Source organism: Martelella lutilitoris (assembly GCF_016598595.1).
Taxonomy (GTDB): domain Bacteria; phylum Pseudomonadota; class Alphaproteobacteria; order Rhizobiales; family Rhizobiaceae; genus Martelella; species Martelella lutilitoris_A.
Genome location: NZ_CP066786.1, coordinates 3077557 through 3089944, shown reverse-complemented (window position 1 = coordinate 3089944; position 12388 = coordinate 3077557). Strand labels below are relative to the sequence as shown.

At 63.5% G+C, this 12388-nt stretch carries 16 protein-coding genes; 8 read left to right on the top strand and 8 right to left on the bottom strand.

Annotated features, from left to right (window positions below; all coding sequences use genetic code 11):
• Positions 1 to 111: 111 nt before the first annotated feature.
• Together JET14_RS14865 and JET14_RS14860 are read left to right on the top strand one after the other, a co-directional pair.
• Positions 112 to 702 (top strand): OmpA family protein, encoded by a 591-nt coding sequence (locus JET14_RS14865; protein ID WP_200334522.1) that lies wholly within the window; start codon positions 112 to 114, stop codon positions 700 to 702.
• Between the two features lie 142 nt (positions 703 to 844).
• Entirely contained in the window at positions 845 to 1495 is a 651-nt protein-coding gene (locus JET14_RS14860; RefSeq protein WP_024709247.1) for an OmpA family protein, read from the top strand.
• 71 nt (positions 1496 to 1566) lie between these two features.
• Here JET14_RS14860 and JET14_RS14855 read toward each other — a convergent pair whose 3' ends face one another.
• Positions 1567 to 1836 (bottom strand): hypothetical protein, encoded by a 270-nt coding sequence (locus tag JET14_RS14855; protein ID WP_244435593.1) that lies wholly within the window; start codon positions 1834 to 1836, stop codon positions 1567 to 1569.
• Between the two features lie 210 nt (positions 1837 to 2046).
• Positions 2047 to 3498, bottom strand: a complete 1452-nt coding sequence (locus JET14_RS14850; RefSeq protein ID WP_200334520.1) for a D-alanyl-D-alanine carboxypeptidase — start codon at positions 3496 to 3498, stop codon at positions 2047 to 2049.
• A 269-nt stretch (positions 3499 to 3767) separates the two neighbouring features.
• Here JET14_RS14850 and JET14_RS14845 point away from each other — a divergent pair, with 269 nt between their 5' ends.
• Both JET14_RS14845 and JET14_RS14840 read left to right on the top strand, forming a co-directional pair.
• The gene (locus JET14_RS14845; RefSeq protein ID WP_200334519.1) at positions 3768 to 4496 is read left to right on the top strand and encodes a rhomboid family intramembrane serine protease; all 729 of its coding nucleotides are present in this window, start codon (positions 3768 to 3770) and stop codon (positions 4494 to 4496) included.
• A 125-nt stretch (positions 4497 to 4621) separates the two neighbouring features.
• Positions 4622 to 5056: a CBS domain-containing protein gene (locus JET14_RS14840; protein ID WP_024709251.1), complete on the top strand. Its 435-nt coding sequence runs from the start codon at positions 4622 to 4624 to the stop codon at positions 5054 to 5056.
• Positions 5057 to 5059: 3 nt separating this feature from the next.
• Here the strand turns inward: JET14_RS14840 and hisI are convergent, their stop codons facing one another.
• Positions 5060 to 5506, bottom strand: a complete 447-nt coding sequence (hisI, locus tag JET14_RS14835) for a phosphoribosyl-AMP cyclohydrolase (protein WP_200338115.1) — start codon at positions 5504 to 5506, stop codon at positions 5060 to 5062.
• A gap of 165 nt (positions 5507 to 5671) precedes the next feature.
• On the opposite strand from hisI, the gene JET14_RS14830 reads away from it, so the two are divergent.
• Both JET14_RS14830 and yidD read left to right on the top strand, forming a co-directional pair.
• Positions 5672 to 6133: an iron-sulfur cluster assembly scaffold protein gene (locus tag JET14_RS14830; RefSeq protein WP_200334518.1), complete on the top strand. Its 462-nt coding sequence runs from the start codon at positions 5672 to 5674 to the stop codon at positions 6131 to 6133.
• A complete protein-coding gene (gene yidD, locus JET14_RS14825) occupies positions 6126 to 6482 on the top strand; it encodes a membrane protein insertion efficiency factor YidD (protein ID WP_200334517.1) in 357 nt (118 codons plus the stop codon). Before JET14_RS14830 ends, yidD begins: the two co-directional genes overlap by 8 nt.
• On the opposite strand, the gene JET14_RS14820 is transcribed toward yidD, so the two are convergent.
• From JET14_RS14820 to moaA, 4 genes are all read right to left on the bottom strand, one after another.
• Positions 6467 to 7288, bottom strand: a complete 822-nt coding sequence (locus JET14_RS14820; RefSeq protein WP_200334516.1) for a methyltransferase domain-containing protein — start codon at positions 7286 to 7288, stop codon at positions 6467 to 6469. The genes yidD and JET14_RS14820 overlap by 16 nt on opposite strands.
• Before the next feature lie 63 nt (positions 7289 to 7351).
• Positions 7352 to 7978, bottom strand: a complete 627-nt coding sequence (gene mobA, locus JET14_RS14815; RefSeq protein ID WP_200334515.1) for a molybdenum cofactor guanylyltransferase MobA — start codon at positions 7976 to 7978, stop codon at positions 7352 to 7354.
• Positions 7975 to 8934, bottom strand: a complete 960-nt coding sequence (locus JET14_RS14810) for a DMT family transporter (RefSeq protein WP_246750326.1) — start codon at positions 8932 to 8934, stop codon at positions 7975 to 7977. Before JET14_RS14810 ends, mobA begins: the two co-directional genes overlap by 4 nt.
• 83 nt (positions 8935 to 9017) lie before the next feature.
• A complete protein-coding gene (gene moaA / locus JET14_RS14805) occupies positions 9018 to 10010 on the bottom strand; it encodes a GTP 3',8-cyclase MoaA (protein WP_200338114.1) in 993 nt (330 codons plus the stop codon).
• A gap of 150 nt (positions 10011 to 10160) precedes the next feature.
• Between moaA and JET14_RS14800 the strand changes: the two genes are divergently transcribed.
• Complete coding sequence (locus JET14_RS14800) at positions 10161 to 10532, top strand: gamma-butyrobetaine hydroxylase-like domain-containing protein (protein ID WP_200334513.1); 372 nt, start codon at positions 10161 to 10163, stop codon at positions 10530 to 10532.
• 58 nt (positions 10533 to 10590) lie between these two features.
• Complete coding sequence (locus JET14_RS14795) at positions 10591 to 11202, top strand: pyridoxamine 5'-phosphate oxidase family protein (protein WP_200334512.1); 612 nt, start codon at positions 10591 to 10593, stop codon at positions 11200 to 11202.
• Here the strand turns inward: JET14_RS14795 and JET14_RS14790 are convergent, their stop codons facing one another.
• Entirely contained in the window at positions 11203 to 12270 is a 1068-nt protein-coding gene (locus JET14_RS14790; protein ID WP_024707351.1) for an AI-2E family transporter, read from the bottom strand. It abuts the gene before it with no gap.
• Between the last annotated feature and the right edge of the window lie 118 nt (positions 12271 to 12388).

Sequence of the window (12388 nt, the reverse complement as noted above, 5' to 3'; positions counted from 1 at the left end):
TCCGCTTTGGATTCCATGGAAAACCTTGCTAAAGCGGGCACTATACTGTTGTTATAGGCCTTCAACACAATGATCGGCATGACCGATTCCGATAGTCCTGAAGGGGGAAACATGAAAGCCAAGTTCATCACGGCCATTTTCGCGTCGGCGCTGCTTGCCGGCTGCGCGGCAAATACCCAGAACAGCGTGAACCAGGCGCCCGAGGAAGTATCGGTCACCAATATCTCCGTCAGCGACCCGGCGGCCTATATGGACCGCCAGGAGGCCGAGATGCGCGAGCAGCTCGCCGGCTCCGGCGTCACCATCGTGCGCACGCCGAAATATATCGCGGTGGTCTTCGATTCGAGCATCACCTTTGCCACCGACAGCGCCGAGATCGTGCCGTCCTTCGGTCCTTCTCTCGCCGTCGTTACCGGTCTCCTGCAGAAGTATAACGCCACCGATATCGACGTGAATGGCTATACCGATTCGACCGGTTCGGACGCCTATAACCTCAAGCTATCGCAGCAGCGCGCCAATGCCGTTGCCGGCGCGCTGATCCAGCGCGGCGTCAGCCCGCAGCGCATCATGCCGGTGGGCTACGGCAAGGCTGATCCGGTTGCCTCCAACGACACGGCCGACGGCCGCGCCCAGAACCGCCGCGTGGAGATCCGCATCGCGCCGCCGCCGGCTGCCGATGCGGTGGCGGCTGCGACCAACTGAGCATTTTTGTTCAAGGGATGAAGGCAATGGCCCTGAGCAATGTCTTCGGGTCATTGCCGTTTCGGCGCGGCGGCTCCGCCATATCAATGCCGCAATGAGGCGGCTTGAGATTGATTAAGGCTTTTCTTATTCGAGGGACATCATGCTGAAGAAAATGACCATTGCTGCGGTAAGCGTTGCGTTTCTTGCCGGCTGCACGACCACGGACCCCTATTCGGGGCAGACCGTCAACAACAATACCGGAACCGGCGCGCTCGCCGGCGGCGCGCTCGGCGCGCTGGCGGGCCTTGCCGTTGGCGGTGACGCCAAGGGCGCCGCGATCGGCGGCGCGATCGGCGCGATCGCCGGCGGCGGCATCGGCGCCTATATGGACAGCCAGGAGCGGGAATTCCGTCAGGCCCTGGCCGGCACCGGCGTTTCCGTCGTCCGCAACGGCGACATGCTGACGCTGATCATGCCGGGCAACGTTACCTTCCCGACGGATGAATACACGATCCTGCCGAACTTCTATTCGACGCTGAATGCCGTTTCGACGGTGCTGCGCAAATATGACCGCACCGCCGTCAATGTGAACGGCTACACGGATTCCACCGGTTCAGTCGAATATAACCAGAGGCTGTCGCAGGAGCGCGCCAACAGCGTCGGCAATTATCTGGTTCAGTCGGGCGTTGGCGCCAACCGCATTTCCGCCGTCGGCTTCGGTCCGTCCAACCCGATCGCCTCCAACGCCACGCCGGAAGGCCGGGCGCAGAACCGGCGCGTCGAAATCCAGATCTCCGCCGTCAGGATGTGAGGCTCGCAAGGCCTGCCGGAAACGACAAAAGGCGCCGCGCGGCGCCTTTTTTCATGCGGGCCCCGCATCCCTCAGCGCAGTCTGAGGTTGACCGGAGCGCGCCCGTCACGATCGGCGCGGATATAGAGATGAATGCGGGCCGCGGGCTGGACGGCGCGCGCGGCGCGCTCGCCCTGGCTGGTCAGAAGCCCGACGAGTTCCCTTGCCTTGTAGCGGCCCTGGAAACGGGCATATTCCGCCAGTTTCTGGGCGGCCTCGTGGAGCGGGTTGAAACCGCTGCGGCGGGCGGTTGCGGGTTCAGTATTGCCTGACATCATGCCGGAACGCTGTTTCCTGTTCACTTCGATCCCCATCGCTACGCAGGACAGATAATGGGCTTTTCCATGGCGCCGAAAGCTTTGCGTTTCTTGCTTTCCGAAACCTTACCGATGAGGCTATCGGAGAAATCTTTCAAAACCCTTTACGAATAAAACGCCGGCCCGCGATGCGGACCGGCGTTTTATTCAGTCATTCTTTTCGCCGCGCCGCGGCGCGCTCTTTCTTCTTGCGCGTTACTGCAGGCTTGCCCAGCAGCTGACGCCGTTGCGCTTCAGCGCGCGGCAGGCCTTGACCGCCTCTTCCTGGTCGGGGAAGCCGCCGAAGCGGGCGCGGTAGATCTCCTGGCCGCCATTGTTGTAGGCAAGGGCAAAGGGCTCCGATTTGTCGAGCGCGCCGCCGGCCTTGCCCTGCGTGCGGGTCAGCAGCGCGCGGGCGCCTTCGGCGGTCGCGGCTGTGCCGACCTGGACGACCCAGCCGCGCGGCTGGCTGATCGAGGCGGTCTTGATCGAGGTGTCCGGGGCGCTTTCCGAGGCCTGGGCCGCGGGAATGATGGCACCGCCGACGGCATCGGCGACATCGTCGGCCGTTTGCAGCACATCCTCGACGCTCAGCCCTTCGTCATTGTCGGCCGGGCGGCGCTCGCTCGGCAGCGGAACGTTGGAGACGAGCTCGGCCTGGACGCCGGTCAGGCCAGCCGAAGCGGTCGGCGCGGCATTGTCGTTTGCCGCATAGGCGAGCGCGACGCCGCCCTCTGCCGCCGGGCGGGGATAGGGGATCGGGCCTTTTTCCGGGAACACCATGGCGTCGGCGCGGGCGATGACGAAATTGCCGCCGCGGCCGTTGGAGGCCTTGGGCAGATAGGTCGTCACCAGACGCGTCGCCCACTGGTTGCGGCTTGCCCCGGTCGCGCCGCCCATGACGATGGCCACGATCGAGCGGTTGCCGGAGACGGCGGAGGTGGCGAGATTGTAGCCCGAGGCGTTGGTGTAGCCGGTCTTGATGCCGTCAACGCCCTTCACCTGGCCGAGAAGGCGGTTGTGATTGCCGATATTGTACTTGCCGTATTTGAAATTGCGCGTGCCGAAATAGTGGTAATATTCCGGAAAATGCTGACGCAGCGCGATGCCAAGACGGGCCTGGTCGCGGGCCGTGGTCTTTTGCGCGCTGTTGGGCAGGCCGTGCGCATTGCGATAGGTCGTGCGCGTCATGCCGAGCGCATGCGCCTTGTTGGTCATCATTGCAGCGAAATTGCTCTCCGAACCGCCGAGATACTCGCCGACGGCGGTGGCGACGTCGTTGGCCGAGCGGGTGATGAGCGCGTAGATCGCGGTTTCGACCGTCACGCTGCCGCCGGCGGGAATGCCGAGCTTGGTCGGCGGTTCCGCTGCCGCGTTCTTTGAAAACGGTATTTTGGTGTTGAGCGTTATCCGGCCGTTGTCGAGCGCTTCGAACACCATGTAAAGCGTCATCATCTTCGTCAGCGAGGCCGGATAGCGCGGCGCATCCGGCGCCTCGCTGTAGAGAACCTTTCCGGTGTTGGCGTCGATCACGATCGCCGCGTCGTTGGAATCGGCGCGGGCCACGTTGACGGGAAGGCCGGTAAGGAGGGTCGCGAGTGCCGCGAGGACCATCACGGCATTGAGGAACCGGCTCAAACGGAAGCGGCGGTTTGCCTGTCTCTGCATTCGAAAAACTCTTGCGAAATCTGGCGGTTGATGTTTCCTGGCGAAGCCGTGCCGGCATGATACCGGTCGCGTTCATCCATTGCTAGGCTGTGGATCGATCTGATCAAATCGCGGTTAATATTCGTTTAAATTGCCGCGGGGGCATCGTTTATTCCTGTTCTTCGTGCCCGGTGCGCCGCCGCTTTTCCGCTTCGCCTTCTGCCATGCCTGGCGACGCTTTTCAAACATGTTCCGATCGGATAATCAGAAGCCGAACAGGAGCAAGATCCATGCGCACACCGAGAACCGGCGGCGACCCCTTCCGGCCCCAGAGGCGCGAGCCGCCGATCAACCTTCCGCCGGTCGTGCTGGCGGCTCTTGGCGTGCTTTTTGCGGTCTTTCTGCTGCAGGAATTCGTTCTCGGCTACGCGACCAACATGATGGTGTGGCAGGAATTCGGCTTCATTCCGGCGCGTTATGTCCACGCGCTCGGATCCCGGGACCTCGCCTGGCTGTGGTCGCCGCTCACCTATTCGCTTCTCCACGGCGGCTGGAGCCATATCATCTTCAACGCGATCTGGCTGGCGATCTTCGGCGCGCCGGTCGCCAAGAGGCTCGGGCCGCTGCGGTTTCTTCTCCTGTGGGTGACAAGCGCCGCCGCCTCGGCCTTCTTCTTCGCGCTCACGGACTGGGGCGCCGTGACGGTGCTGATCGGCGCTTCCGGCGTGGTGTCGGCCTATATGGGCGCGGCCTGCCGCTTCGTCTTTGCCGGCGGACGGTTCCTGCCGCAGGCGCATCTGGGTCCCAGGCTTTCGATCGGCGCGGTCTTCGCCGATCCGACGGCGCGCGCCTTCGTCCTGGTCTGGCTCGTCGGCAATCTGCTGGTCGCCGTCGGCGTCAGCTTCGTCGGCGTCAGCGCGGCTGATATTGCCTGGCAGGCCCATGTCGGCGGTTTCCTGTTCGGCTTCCTCGCCTTTCCCTTGTTTGACGTGAAGACGCCGCGCACGCTGATTTTCTAGCGCATCGGGGAAGGAGCCGCCGGCACGCTTTTCTTGCAATCGCCCAAATCCTCATGCACCATATTTGTCCGCGCAGCGCCCTGGAGGGGGGATGCGCAGAAGGTGCCGAAAACGAGGAGGTTTTGATGGCGATCACTGTCAGAATGATACTGGACGAGAAGGGCAGGGCGGTCGTGACCGCGCCGCCGCCGACGTCGATTTCCGAGGTGGCGGTCATTCTCCACCAGAACCGCATCGGCGCCGTTGTGATCGTTGATGACGAGGGCAGGATCGCCGGCATTTTCACCGAGCGCGATCTTGCGGCCTGCGTCGGCAAGCACGGCGCGCGGGCGCTGTCAGCGCCCGTTTCCCAGGAGATGACGGATAATGTCTACCGTTGCGACGAAGGTACCACGGTCAACGAACTGATGGAGGTGATGACCAAGCGGCATTTCCGCCATGTCCCGGTGGAAGTCGATGGCAAGCTTGCCGGCATCATCTCGATCGGCGACGTGGTCAAGTCGCGCATCCGCGAGGTCGAGCAGGAGGCCGAGCACATCAAGTCCTATATTGCCGGCTGAGATCTACTTGCCGTAGACTTTTGCGGGATCGAAAGCGCGGTCATCGTCGATGCTAGCGAGGGCGGCGGCGCCGTTTTCGATCGTCACGGCGCGATAGAAACAGGATCGCCGGCCGGTGTGGCAGGCGGCGGCATGGCCGGTCATGGAGACCTTCAGCAGGACCGCGTCCTGATCGCAATCGGTCACGACCTGTTCCACCTTCTGCAGGTTGCCGGAGGTTTCCCCCTTCTTCCAGATCGCATTGCGCGACCGGCTGTAATAATGGGCAAAGCCGGTCTCGAGCGTCAGCGACAGCGCCTCGGCGTTCATATGGGCGAGCATCAGCACCGCATTGTCGCGGACGTCGATGACGACCGCCGTGATCAGCCCCTTGTCATCGAAGCGCGGGGTGAAAATGGTCGCCTCGTCGAGCAGGGCCTTGTCCTGCGGCGGTTTTGAGAAGTGCGGCATGGTTTTTCCTGTCATTGCCGGGCCTTTTCCTGCCGGCGTTGATAGACCGTGCGCGACGGCTTTGCAATCCGCCGGCCTTGCCGCGGACTTGCCGAACGCCCATGTTTTCCTGTAGCAAGTCATCGCGGTCCGCCTTCTTCGGGCAGGGCCTTACGGAAAGCGACCATGGACGATATCTACTCCGCGCGCATCCTCGGCCATGCCGGCAATGTCACCCGGCTGGGGGTTCTGGACGCCGCCGATGCCAGCGCCTCGGCCCATTCCAGGCTGTGCGGCTCGCGGCTGACGGTCTATGTGAAGCTCGCGGACGGGGCCGTCAGCGATTTCTCCCATGAGGTGAAGGCCTGCGCGCTCGGCCAGGCGTCCTCGGCGATCATGGCCGCGTCGGTCATCGGCGCGACGCCTGACGAGATCCGCACGGCGCGCGACGCGATGCGCGAAATGCTGAAGCAGGGCGGCGAAGGCCCCGACGGACGGTTTGCCGAAATGCGCTGTCTGCTGCCAGTCAGGGACTATCCGGCCCGCCACGCCTCGGTGATGCTGACCTTCGAGGCCCTGGTGAAGGCGCTTGATGAACTGGATGCCGCCGCGTCGGAGAAGCAGGAGGCCGTCCGAAGCGATGTGTGAGCGCCATGGCGGGAAAAAGTCGTCTTCACGCAACTGGCACGGCCCGTTCCGCAAGACCCCCGGCCGCATGTTCGGCCTGGCCTTCATCCGCTTCTACCAACTGACATTCTCCAGCCTGATCGGCCAGTCCTGCCGGCACCTGCCGACCTGTTCGGAATATGGTTACGAGGCGATCGCCCGCCACGGGCTCTGGGCGGGCGGCTTTCTCACGCTCTTCCGCGTGGGGCGCTGCGGGCCCGGCGGCACCCACGGTTTCGACCCCGTGCCCGAGACGCTGGACCCTGACTGGCGCTGGTATACGCCGTGGCGTTTTTTCTCCGCCGGGCGTCGCTCTCACACGTCGGAATAGCGGGCGATCACCAGGTAACCCGGCGTCGGCTTTCCGTTCTCGAAACGGACGTTGATGTCTGTCACCTCGACCGTCCGGAACCCGGCCTTTGCGAGGCTTGCGGAAAGATAGGCGAGGCTGTGCGCGAAACGGTGATGCGGCGCGACCATGTAGTCGCGCCCGGCGAACACGTCATCCGGCAGGGTTTCAGCGGAAAAGGCGAGGATGCCGCCGCCGGCCGTGCTTTTCGCCGCGCCTGAGAAAAACGCGTCGAGCGTGCCGAGATAGGGCAGCACGTCGGCGGCGATGATCAGGTCGAATCTCTCTTCGCCGTCGTCATGCAGGAACTCCTCGACTTCCGCGACAAACAGGGTGTCGTAGAGCTCCTTCTCGTAGGCGATCTCGACCATTTTCTCCGAAATGTCGAGCCCGGTGATATCTTCCGCCATATCGCCGAGCGCGCTGGCGCCAAGCCCTGTGCCGCAGCCGAGGTCGAGCATGCGCGCGAACGGTCCGAGCGCAAGCGTCTGAAAGCGCTGGCGCATGATCATCGGCACGCAATAGCCGAGCTGGTCGACGAGAATATCCTCGAAATCCTCGGCATGCTGATCGAACAGCGTCTCGACATAGGCGTCCGGCGCCTTTTTCGGCGCTTCGCCGAAGCCCATCGCGGCAAGACGCACGGCAGCGCCGCCATGGTCGTCCGGGTCGATCGCCAGAACCGCGCGGTAGGCGTCCGCCGCTTCGGCGAGCTTGCCCGCCTTTTCAAGCGAGAGCGCCCGGTTATAGGCCTTTGCCAGTTTTTCCTCGTCGATCTTGCGCGCCATTACGGTCATCCCGTTGTCTTTCCGCCATGCTCTATGCCGGGATCGCGCGCGGCGCAACAGCGTTCAGGCGTCGGTGACCCGTTTTGCCATTCGGCGGGCGGCGTCGAGATCACCCGGCGTGTTGATGTTGAAGAACGGATCGACCGCGCCGTCCTCCGTCGAAATCGGCGGGAAGTCGACGGTGCGGCATGGGTGGTCCGAGACGAAATCCATCAGTCTCCGGTTGGAGCCCGAGGCAAGCCAGTTCGAAAGCGCGTCGCGCAGCGCAAGCGGCCAGAGGGCGAAGACCGGATGGATGCGGCCTGCCGAGCGGGCAAGCACGATCGTGTCGGGCGAGGGCCCGGCGGCGGACAGGCGTCCAGCGAGATCGGCCGGGAAGAAGGGCGTGTCGACGGCGATCGAGACCATGTGCGTCGCCCAGGGCGCATGCGCGCGAAGGTGGGCAAGGGCGGCGAGAATACCGGCAAGCGGGCCCTCATGCGCGCTGGCGGCGTCGCGGATAATGGTGGCGTCGGGCAGCGCGGACAGGTCATCGCCGTGACGGCTGACGAGAACCGGCCTGGCCTGGCGTGCGATCCGGCGATGGGCGCGACGCAGCAGCGTCTCGCCCTCAAGCATCAGCATCGCCTTGTCCGCGCCCATGCGTCGCGACGCGCCGCCGGCGAGGATGACGGCGGGAAGCGGCGTCATTTTCTCTCCTCCAGCAGGTCTTCCTCCGCCCTGACGAGCGGGCCGCCGCCTTCGGAGGCGACCGGCTGACCCGTTTCGGCAAGCGGCTCAAGCCCCTTCTTGCGCTCGCGGTAGAAGGAGTAGAGCCCTGCCAACACGACGATCGCGCCGCCGACAAGCACGTTCACGTCCGGATAGGTCCGGAACAGGAGGATACCCAGAAGCGTCGCCCACAGCAGTCCGGCATAGCGGAACGGCGCGATATAGGAAATATCGGCAAGTCGCACGGCAAAGACGACGAACTGGTAGCCGGACAGGAGGAAGAGGGCGGCGAGCACGAGCTTCAGCATGATCGGCCAGCTCATCATGCTCCAGTCCTGCTCGATCGTGCCGAGCACGGCGCCGCCGATCGTCAGCAGCACCGCGGTTGCCAGCGTGATGATGATGGCCGGAACGTCGGAGCGGATCGTCTTGGTCAGAAGGTCCCTGGCTGAGGCCGCGAGCATGGCGACCACGGCATAGCCCGCGCCCTGCTGGAAGCCGTCCGGACCGGGCTGGATGATGATCATTACGCCGACAAAGCCGACGATGATGGCGCTCCAGCGCCGCCAGCCGACCGGCTCCTTCATGAAAAGCGCCGCGCCCAGCGTCACCGCAAGCGGCAGGCACTGTATGATTGAGGCGGCATTGGCGAGCGGCATCTGCTTCAACGCCTGGAGAAAGGCGACGGCGGCAACCAGTTCGCACAGGCTGCGCGCGATCACGCGCCGGTCGGAGACCGCGCCCAGGCGAGAAAGCGCGCGGCTTCGCCAGGCGATCAAAACCGTGAAAGCGGTGAGGATGAGCCCTCTGACGAACATGATCTGGCCGAGACCGATTTCCTCGGTCAGAAGTTTCGCGGTCGCGTCGGTCAGTGAAAAGCCGGCCATCGCCGCGATCATGAAGGCGGCGCCGGTGACATTGGAGGAGGTGCGCATCATTGGTCTCGTTATCGTATCTCTCGTTCATATAGACGATCAACGAGACATGGAAGTGACCTGTGTCACGCCTTGCGAACGGATCAGCCGCCGGTCATGCTCATGTGACGGGCGACGGCGACGCGCGAATGCGTTTCATCGAGTTCGAAATCATGCGCTTCCGGCTTCCTGGCGATGGCGGCGTCGATCGCGCGATGCAGGATGGCGTCATCATCCGGATTGTCGCGCAGCACCTTGCGGAAGTCGGCATTGTCGTCATGGCCGAGACAGAGATAGAGCATGCCGGTGCAGGTCAGCCGCACGCGGTTGCAGGCCGCGCAGAAATTATGCGACAGCGGCGTGATGAAGCCGAGCTTGCCGCCGGTCTCGGCAACCGTGACGAAGCGCGCGGGGCCGCCGGTTGTCAGAGGAATATCGGTGAGGGTGAACCTTTCCTGAAGGTCGCGACGGACCTTGCTCAGAGGCAGATACTGGGCGGAGCGGTCGGTATCGACCTCGCCGAGCGGCATGGCCTCGATCAGCGTCAGATCCATGCCGTTATCGTGGGCAAAGCGAAGGAGTTCCGGAATTTCGTGCTCGTTGAAGCCGGCAAGCGCAACAGCGTTGAGCTTGACCTTGAGGCCTGCCTTGCGAGCGGCTTCCAGCCCGGCCATCACCTTGTGGAAATCGCCCCAGCGGGTGATCTCGCGGAATTTCTGCGGGTCGAGCGTGTCGAGCGAGACATTGATGCGGCGCACGCCGGCGGCATGGAGATCGTCGGCAAAGCGCGCAAGCTGCGAGCCGTTGGTCGTCAGCGTCAGCTCATCAAGCGCGCCTTCATCGATGCGCTGTCCAAGATTGCGGATCAGCTGCATCACATTCTTACGCATCAGCGGCTCGCCGCCGGTCAGCCGCAGTTTGCGCACGCCCTTGTCGATGAAGGCGTTGCAGAGCCGTTCCAACTCCTCCAGCGTCAGAAGGTCGCGCTTGGGCAGAAATGTCATGTTTTCGGCCATGCAATAGGTGCAGCGGAAATCGCAGCGATCCGTCACCGAAACGCGCAAATATGTGATCTGCCGGCCGAAGGGGTCGACCATCGGCCTCGGCCGGTCCGCGACGGGCTGTTTGTGTACGATATGCTGGTTCACCGGAACTTCTCCTTGCCCGGAACATGGAACGGGCCTTGGCAAGCGTCAAGTGAAGTGCGAAACACAGCCGCGTGATTTGTCGAACCGCCGGGATGGACCATGACCGCGACCCCCACCGAAATCCGCGTCTCGCGGGACCGCAAGACGCTGACGGTCTCCTTCGAGGACGGCGCGCGTTTTGCGCTTGCCGCCGAAATGCTGCGCGTGCTCTCGCCCTCGGCCGAGGTCAAGGGGCATGGCCCCGGACAGGCGGTGACGGTGCCCGGCAAGCGCAATGTGGAGATCATGACGGTCGCGCCCGCCGGCAATTACGCCATCCGCATCGGCTTTGACGACATGCATGACAGCGGCATCTATACCTGGACCTATCTGAGGGAACTCGGCGAGGACGGCGCGCGGATGTTTGCCGATTACGAGGCCAAGCTTGCGAAAAAGGGCATGACCCGCGACAGGGCGGAAAGGCCGCGCTAGAGCGCTGTGCGCCCATTCGGACGCACAAGGCACGATGCGCTAGACGAAAGAGGACGACATGAAGACCGTTACGACCGTTGCGGAATTGCGGGCGCTCTACGGAGAACCCGGGCAGGCTGCACGCGCCAAGGTGGCGCCGGCGCTGACGCCGGCCTACAGGCGCTGGATCGAAGCATCGCCCTTCCTGGCGCTGGCGACGGCGGGACCGGAAGGACTCGATTGCTCGCCGCGCGGCGATGATGGCGCGGTGGTCCGCATCGCGGATGAGAAGACGGTGCTTTTGCCTGACTGGCGCGGCAACAACCGGACCGACTCGCTTGCCAATATCGTGCGCGATCCGCGCGTTGCCCTGCTGTTCATGGTGCCCGGCTCAAACAACACGCTGCGGATCAACGGTCGGGCGGTGGTCGCCGTCGAACCGGCGCTTCTCGAAAGCTTTGAAACGGAAGGCAGGCATCCCCGTAGCGTAATCGTGGTGACGATCGCCGAAGTCTATTTCCAGTGCGCCCGCGCGCTGATCCGTTCGGCATTGTGGAGTTCCGAGCGTCTCGTCGATCCCAAGTCCCTGCCGAGCGCCGGCGAGATGACGAAGGATGCAAGCGAGATGGCCTTCGACGCTGAGGCCTATGACCGGGAATGGCCGGAGCGCGCCGCCAAGAGCATGTGGTGATCAGGTCTTCGCGGTGGCCGCGGCACGGCGTCTCGGCCCTCCGCCGAGGATATCGGCCACCCATTTGAGCGAGGGAATGTTCTCGCACACCGTCAGAAGCGCGATCGTGATCGGCACGCCGAGAAATGTGCCGAACAGGCCCCACATGAAGGTCCAGAAGAAGATCGAGAACACCACGACGAAGGGCGAGATCGACAGCGTTGAACCCGACACCATCGGCTCCACGTAATTGCCGATGATGAACTGGATCAGGTTGAGGCAGACGAACAGCGCCAGCGCCGTTTCCCAGTGCTCGAACTGGATGACGCCGTAAAGCGAGGGAAAGACGGTGGCGATCACCGAGCCGATGAAGGGGATGTAGTTGAGCGCGAAGGCGATCACGCCCCACTCGACTGGAAAATCAAGACCCGTCAGCGTAGCCGAACTCCAGAACAGCACGCCGGTCATCGCGCTCATCTGGGTGCGCACCAGCATGTAGCGACCGAATTTCTTGGCCGTCGCATCGGCGATGCGGATCGCGGCGGAGGCGAATTCCGGCTTGTTGAGGTCCGCGATCCTTTGGCGGAGCTTGTCCACCTCCGTCAGGCCGAGAACCACATAGGCAAGCACCACCAGCCAGAAGCTGAGCGTCGTGCTCGCCTGTCCCGTCACCTGCCGCACGGTGCGGGCGATCAGGCCGACATTGAAGATGTCGTTGAGCGAGCTTGCAACGGAGAAGCCCTTCTCCCCGAGCCATGCGACGGCGTCCTGATAGGCGACCTGCAATTGCCAGGCGGCGTCGACGAACGATGTCGCCATGCGGGAAAAGCCCCAGATGACAAGCGTCGCGAAGATGACGAAGACGACAATCGTGCTGACAACGGTGATCGCCAGCGCGAGAAGCGGCGGCATGACCTTCTGCAATGCGTTCTTGATCGGCCAGGTGACGGCGATGATGAACAGCGCAAGCGCCACGGGTTTCAGGAAGCCGCCCGCCCAGCGGATTGCGATCAGGAGCAGGATGACGAATATCAGGGATGTGACGACGGTGACGCCGCGCCGCGAGCCCGTTGGCCCAGTTTCAGACATTCGTGTCTCTTAAAATGACTAGCTTGAGCGGATGTGGCTGAAAATGTATCGTTCCCGCCAGTCATACGCAAGCGCTCCCATGCGCTGCCACACGCGATTGTGCGCGGGAAGGAAAATC

What these genes read in the sequence shown, in the direction of transcription:
- hisI (WP_200338115.1), bottom strand. Translation starts at nt 5,506, where the DNA reads ATGCCGCACTTCTCAAAACCGCCGCAGGACAAGGCCCTGCTCGACGAG.
- yidD (WP_200334517.1), top strand. Translation starts at nt 6,126, where the DNA reads ATGTGTGAGCGCCATGGCGGGAAAAAGTCGTCTTCACGCAACTGGCAC.
- JET14_RS14845 (WP_200334519.1), top strand. Translation starts at nt 3,768, where the DNA reads ATGCGCACACCGAGAACCGGCGGCGACCCCTTCCGGCCCCAGAGGCGC.
- JET14_RS14800 (WP_200334513.1), top strand. Translation starts at nt 10,161, where the DNA reads ATGACCGCGACCCCCACCGAAATCCGCGTCTCGCGGGACCGCAAGACG.
- JET14_RS14865 (WP_200334522.1), top strand. Translation starts at nt 112, where the DNA reads ATGAAAGCCAAGTTCATCACGGCCATTTTCGCGTCGGCGCTGCTTGCC.
- JET14_RS14830 (WP_200334518.1), top strand. Translation starts at nt 5,672, where the DNA reads ATGGACGATATCTACTCCGCGCGCATCCTCGGCCATGCCGGCAATGTC.
- JET14_RS14790 (WP_024707351.1), bottom strand. Translation starts at nt 12,270, where the DNA reads ATGTCTGAAACTGGGCCAACGGGCTCGCGGCGCGGCGTCACCGTCGTC.
- JET14_RS14850 (WP_200334520.1), bottom strand. Translation starts at nt 3,498, where the DNA reads ATGCAGAGACAGGCAAACCGCCGCTTCCGTTTGAGCCGGTTCCTCAAT.
- mobA (WP_200334515.1), bottom strand. Translation starts at nt 7,978, where the DNA reads ATGACGCCGCTTCCCGCCGTCATCCTCGCCGGCGGCGCGTCGCGACGC.
- moaA (WP_200338114.1), bottom strand. Translation starts at nt 10,010, where the DNA reads ATGGTCGACCCCTTCGGCCGGCAGATCACATATTTGCGCGTTTCGGTG.
- JET14_RS14860 (WP_024709247.1), top strand. Translation starts at nt 845, where the DNA reads ATGCTGAAGAAAATGACCATTGCTGCGGTAAGCGTTGCGTTTCTTGCC.
- JET14_RS14840 (WP_024709251.1), top strand. Translation starts at nt 4,622, where the DNA reads ATGGCGATCACTGTCAGAATGATACTGGACGAGAAGGGCAGGGCGGTC.
- JET14_RS14810 (WP_246750326.1), bottom strand. Translation starts at nt 8,934, where the DNA reads ATGCGCACCTCCTCCAATGTCACCGGCGCCGCCTTCATGATCGCGGCG.
- JET14_RS14820 (WP_200334516.1), bottom strand. Translation starts at nt 7,288, where the DNA reads ATGGCGCGCAAGATCGACGAGGAAAAACTGGCAAAGGCCTATAACCGG.
- JET14_RS14795 (WP_200334512.1), top strand. Translation starts at nt 10,591, where the DNA reads ATGAAGACCGTTACGACCGTTGCGGAATTGCGGGCGCTCTACGGAGAA.